We start from the raw sequence: 5,223 nt of genomic DNA on the forward strand, positions 1-5,223 counted from the left end.
AGAAGATGAACTTATTGTCGCAGAAAATATTACTAGAAATCTTAATAAATTAGGATATGAAGTACTTGGAATTGTAGACTCTGGCGAAGAAGCTATTCAAACTGCAAGAAAAAAACATCCTAATTTATTAAGATTTCTAGTAATATTTTCTGCGACAATAAGTTCATCTTCTATAATTAAAATTTTTGTAGGATATGTGGGAGTTTTAACAGAATATTCAGTGATATCCATCGAATTTTACCTGCATAAGTTGGATAATTTGATTGTATATACAATTATAATAATTCTCAAACTTTATGTGACAAAAATGACATTTAAAAATTATCCTTAATAGCAGATAATTAGATCCTAAACACTATCTATATATATCATTTTTTTTCTTGATTTACTCTTGACTTTTGCTTCTTTTTTATCTTTAAATATGGCATTATTTTATATAATTGATATTATAGTACTAATCTAATAGTAATTTTATCAGAAAAAGTCAAGTTATATGATGTCCGTTTAAGAGTGGCCTGAAAAAAACCATCCTCTACCTTCAACAACAAATCTTTCTATTCTCCCTGCTCACTTATTTATAAGTATTCAACCGAAAATGATACAATTCGTAAATACTATTTCTTTGAAACTTAGAATTTGAGAGGTTTTCTGTTCCCTACCTCCACCATAAATTATTATATATAATACCAATTCCCAAAAACAAAAATAATAGTATACTTCCTCAAGACTTTAGTTATTAAGCAATAAGTAAAGTTCAGCAATGTTTTTAACGATTCTAGTAGACAACCAACTTAGTTTTGACAAGCTGTGTAAATTTTGATAGAATAACATAATACCTAGTATTTTCTCTTTTGGTATAAGACTAGTAGATATTGAAGTGAATAAAGCTTAGGCTTGTCACTATTCATCATTTTTTTTACTTTCTTCAAAAGTTATTAATTACTTCCATTAATTCTTGCGGTCGATCAACTAAAGCATCTGGCTGATAATCGGATAATACTTCTCTAGAATTAAATCCCCAAGTCACCGCTATTACTTTAACCTTAGCTTTTTTGGAAGCACTAATATCTCTAACCTCATCTCCGATATAAACGATCTCTTCTGGTTGAATATTCTCCACTTTTAGATATTTTTTAATCACCTTATCTTTGCCAAAAAGTGTTGAGGCTGAAATTATAAAATCAAAGATTAATAAATCATATTTTTGCAAGACAAACTCTACATTTTTCTGACTATTAGAAGTAATTATTCCCAGTTGATAACCCTGCTGTTTCAGTTCTAATAAAATTTCTTGAATACCAGAAAACAAGCTGACATTCTTAATTTCTTTTTGAAATTCTGCTCTAATTCTTCTCAATAAAAAAGGAACTTTAAAAATAGATATTCCTGACTGATTAATCACTTGTAGAGGGCTTAATTTTTCTATTTCTGGAATTTCTTCCTTCTTAGCTTGTTTATATCCAAATTCAACTGATAAATGATTTGTAATTGCAAAAATCAGATCAAAAGTATCTGCTAATGTACCATCAAAATCAAAAATAACTATTTTTATCATTATTATATAACAATTGCTAATTGCTTTCTGATTCTATCATTAACTATTACTCGAAAATGTCAATCAATCAACCTAATCTATGGCAGTGGATAACTTTGACTTTGACTTCATTAAAGATTAGCACAAGCATTTCGTCGTAGCATTTCTGGCTTAATACGTCGTAGTGCGGAAGCTGGAAACTGCTTATCCCAATCTTGTTGAGATATCTCTGCTAGTTCTGTTAACTTAGGAGTTACATTACCAGGATAAGGTTGAAAATCATCAATATTTGTCTTTTGAGCAAATCGTTCATTCCAAGGACAAACATCCTGACAAATATCACAACCCGCGACCCACCCTTTTAAATTTGATTTAATATATTCAGGTAGTTCAGGATTTCTATTTTCTATTGTGTGATAAGCAATACAAAAATTTGCATCAACAACAAAAGGTTCTACGATCGCATTAGTCGGACAAGCTTCCAGACAACGAGTGCAACTACCACAATGTTGAGCATGAGGGCGATCGCTTGTCAACTCTAGGTTAGTTAACACTTCCCCCAAAAATACCCATGAACCGTATTCTCTAGTAATTAGATTACCATTTTTTGCTATCCAACCCAAACCTGCTTGTTGTGCCAATGGCTTTTCTGGCACTGGACCTGTATCTGCATAATACCTGGTTAAAATTTCCTTTTCTTGCTCCTGCAACCAGTTACTCAGAGCTTTTAACTTTTGGTGCATGACTTTATGATAATCCCTACCCCACCCATAACGAGAAATTTTACCTATTTCAGAATTTTCAGAATGTTGATGTAGCGTGTAATAGTTGAGCGCAACACAAATAATAGATTCAACCTCTGGCATCACTAGCTTCAAATTTTGACGTTTGGGGTTAGCCATCCATCTTAAGTCTGCTTGATAACCTTTGTTCAACCATGCCTGCAATCTTTCTGTGTCTGAACCTAACTCATTTACTGAAGCTATACCAACCTTGTGAAATCCTACTTCTAAGGCTTTCTGTTTGATTTGACTAATGCTAAGTGCAGATTTCATCGATACTAGCTAGATTTGTAAAATTTGTATTAATTTATAATATTTTAAATACCTTACATCATGTCCATTTAATTAGTTATAATAAAGTTCTTAGGTGGTAGGTGTAAATTCAAGTGAGAACACTGGAAACGGAGCATAAATTTGGGATATTCCTTCCAGAGCGCTTCAATAGAACATTTTTATGATACTTAATCATCCGAACATGGTATTAATTGGTAACACAGATTGGCAAAACTGTATAATAATTTACGATACAACCACCATTAATTTTGAATTATACTTTGTTTTGAAACTTTTCAACCTGTCAATTTTATTTGCACCTATTAACAAAAAGTTACATAATGCCAAGCAAGGAGGCAGAGATTTGCAAGGCCATTTGATTTGAGATTAGCTAACATAAATATAAATCTCTAAGTTGCAGACATGACATATACTGCTGAATCTACAATGAAAATTTTTATCTGTAGTAACCCTAAAACTGTTGTTGAAACTACAGCTCAGTTCAATACTCTTAGTATTGATGAGCAACTGGCATTACTATGGTACATCTACACCAAAATTAGAATTAGACGCTCTGTTACACCTACAACCCCCGGTGCAGCACGCCTACAGTTGGCTGAAGGTTTGCTAAATGAGATTAAATATATGTTTCACGAAGAACAATTAGGAGTCATCCGTGACTTAGCTGCTAGCAAAAATAACCCTATTTCTCGTGCTTATGGTATACTAACCCCTAATACTAAGCTAGCTTTCTGGTATCAACTAACAGAGTCCATTGAAGAAGGCGATATAGTTCCAATGCCTACTTTTCATCAGCTCTCGGTTTCTGGATCTCAAGTATTGACCTCTATAGAAGTATTAGATTTTGGTCAACAAATTACTGTATTACGCAACGTTGTAGCGAATATGGGTGTCGATCCTTTAGCTTAATTTTTGAGTAACATTCCCGAAACCTAATCTAATACCATATCTCAAAAAGTTTGCTATATATATTTGTAATGGGGAAATAGGGAGATAGAGAGATAGGGAGATGGTAATTAAATATAGCACTACTATTCAGAAAAGGTATAATATCATGTCTCTTTAAATACCCACAAATAACATTGATTAGGGGGCACCGGAGCAGTAGGGGGCAATTTGATAGATTCTCAAGATAATTTGAGAAGATCATTTTTACCCTTGTTTAATTAATGACACTTAATATAACGAAATACTTGCCGTAAAACTCTCTGATATTGGACAGTACAGAGCTAAACAATTACTGGTATTGAACAGCAAGTAGTTGCTCGCTACTTTTAAACTTTTAATAACGATAATTTTGAAAGTACAGCAGTCGCCATTACTGTATTTGACTTATGAAATAGCTGCAAACTTGGGAATATAAATAATCAAACTTTTTCCTTCTTCCTTCTGCGTTTGCAGCAAGTCTATTTACTGCTAATATCATGTTCCCCCTCCGGGGGAGCTACGCTAACGGATAATCAGTTATAAAAAAACTTCTGGCCTTGAAGCTTTCTTTCCCTACTGCCTTCCTTCCTCCAAAGTGTAAGTATTCAACCGAACATGATATAATGGCTCACTGAATGATCTTCAAGATCCTATTATTAGTAGGAATGCGATCGCTTCCTATCTTCAGGAAGAAGATTAAAGTTATAGCAGTCGGAGTAAAGTTTAGGAGATATCAAAAGCTTAAAACCCAGACAACACAAGGTTTTTCCTTCTTCCTTCTTCCTTCTTTCTTCTGCTATATACAAACTTATCCTTAAGCAGGAGTGAGCTAAGAGCTTGATGAAAGCGACGTAGAAGTTTAAGTCAGGGAAACAAAACTTCTTGATTTTAGGTAAATGTAGCTGGGAAATTTATTTTTAACCGTCAGTAGGAGCGAATAATTGCTCTTAGTTTAAAGCTGTTAGCTTATCCACAAAAGTTGTTAAAAAGCATTCAGCTTAAATTTATGCTGAAACCGAGGGAAATGCAATTTAAGAGGGGTTGAAATCCCTTTTAAATTATCCAGCATCTAACCTATAAGTCAGGGATTTTAACCCAAGCTGATAGCTGAAAGCTATTAGTCCAGAGCTAGTTAAATTTGTGTCCTCACACTAGATTTCATGTTAGATGATTAATTTCAAGCTGTAGTGGATACTTGCAATGAACGAGCTAACATTTGTTGTCCTAGTTCTATATGACTAGAAGCACACTTCCAGTCTGGATGACTTGTCATTAATAAACTTTCTAAAGTTTCTTTGTCAAATAGATGCCATACTAGCGATTTATTAAAATAGCATTCGACTGCATAGCAGTTTTGACTAATACAGTAAATATAACAAGTTTCGGAAGCTCTCTCAATTTTTATATGTGCCCCTGGTTCTAGGTCGCGAAATTGAAATATATTTTGTTTAAATTCATCTGTAGAAGACACTGTAAAACCGGGAATTACAGCCGTTAGTGCTTTTTCTCCATTGATATGAATCCAATAATTACGAGTAGGATCGATTCTTTCTAGCCAATGAGATTCGTCATCTAGGCGATAACGAGGGGCTAAAGGAAAAAACATATTCATATAACAAACCTAATATATATATTTTAATGGTATCTAAATAAACCTTATTTTTATCTTGCGGTAGAGTATAGTTA

4 protein-coding genes and 1 pseudogene are annotated in these 5,223 nt (G+C 33.2%); 2 read left to right on the top strand and 3 right to left on the bottom strand.

Annotated elements, in window-relative coordinates:
* Positions 1-331: pseudogene (locus F6K13_RS17050) on the top strand (hypothetical protein); the annotation flags it as partial.
* Positions 332-925: 594 nt separating this feature from the next.
* Here F6K13_RS17050 and F6K13_RS17055 read toward each other — a convergent pair.
* Together F6K13_RS17055 and queG are read right to left on the bottom strand one after the other, a co-directional pair.
* Complete coding sequence (locus tag F6K13_RS17055; protein ID WP_124146995.1) at positions 926-1,555, bottom strand: HAD-IA family hydrolase; 630 nt, start codon at positions 1,553-1,555, stop codon at positions 926-928.
* Between the two features lie 110 nt (positions 1,556-1,665).
* Positions 1,666-2,589 carry a tRNA epoxyqueuosine(34) reductase QueG gene (gene queG, locus F6K13_RS17060; RefSeq protein ID WP_124146996.1) on the bottom strand — a complete coding sequence of 308 codons (924 nt, stop codon included), beginning with the start codon at positions 2,587-2,589 and terminating at the stop codon, positions 1,666-1,668.
* Positions 2,590-3,036: 447 nt separating this feature from the next.
* Between queG and F6K13_RS17065 the strand changes: the two genes are divergently transcribed.
* The gene (locus tag F6K13_RS17065; RefSeq protein ID WP_287287875.1) at positions 3,037-3,519 is read left to right on the top strand and encodes an orange carotenoid protein N-terminal domain-containing protein; all 483 of its coding nucleotides are present in this window, start codon (positions 3,037-3,039) and stop codon (positions 3,517-3,519) included.
* Positions 3,520-4,714: 1,195 nt separating this feature from the next.
* Here F6K13_RS17065 and F6K13_RS17070 read toward each other — a convergent pair.
* Positions 4,715-5,149, bottom strand: a complete 435-nt coding sequence (locus F6K13_RS17070; RefSeq protein ID WP_287287876.1) for a hypothetical protein — start codon at positions 5,147-5,149, stop codon at positions 4,715-4,717.
* Positions 5,150-5,223 lie beyond the last annotated feature (74 nt).

The sequence above is a fragment of the Okeania sp. SIO2B9 genome (assembly GCF_010672505.1).
Taxonomy (GTDB): Bacteria; Cyanobacteriota; Cyanobacteriia; order Cyanobacteriales; family Microcoleaceae; genus Okeania; species Okeania hirsuta.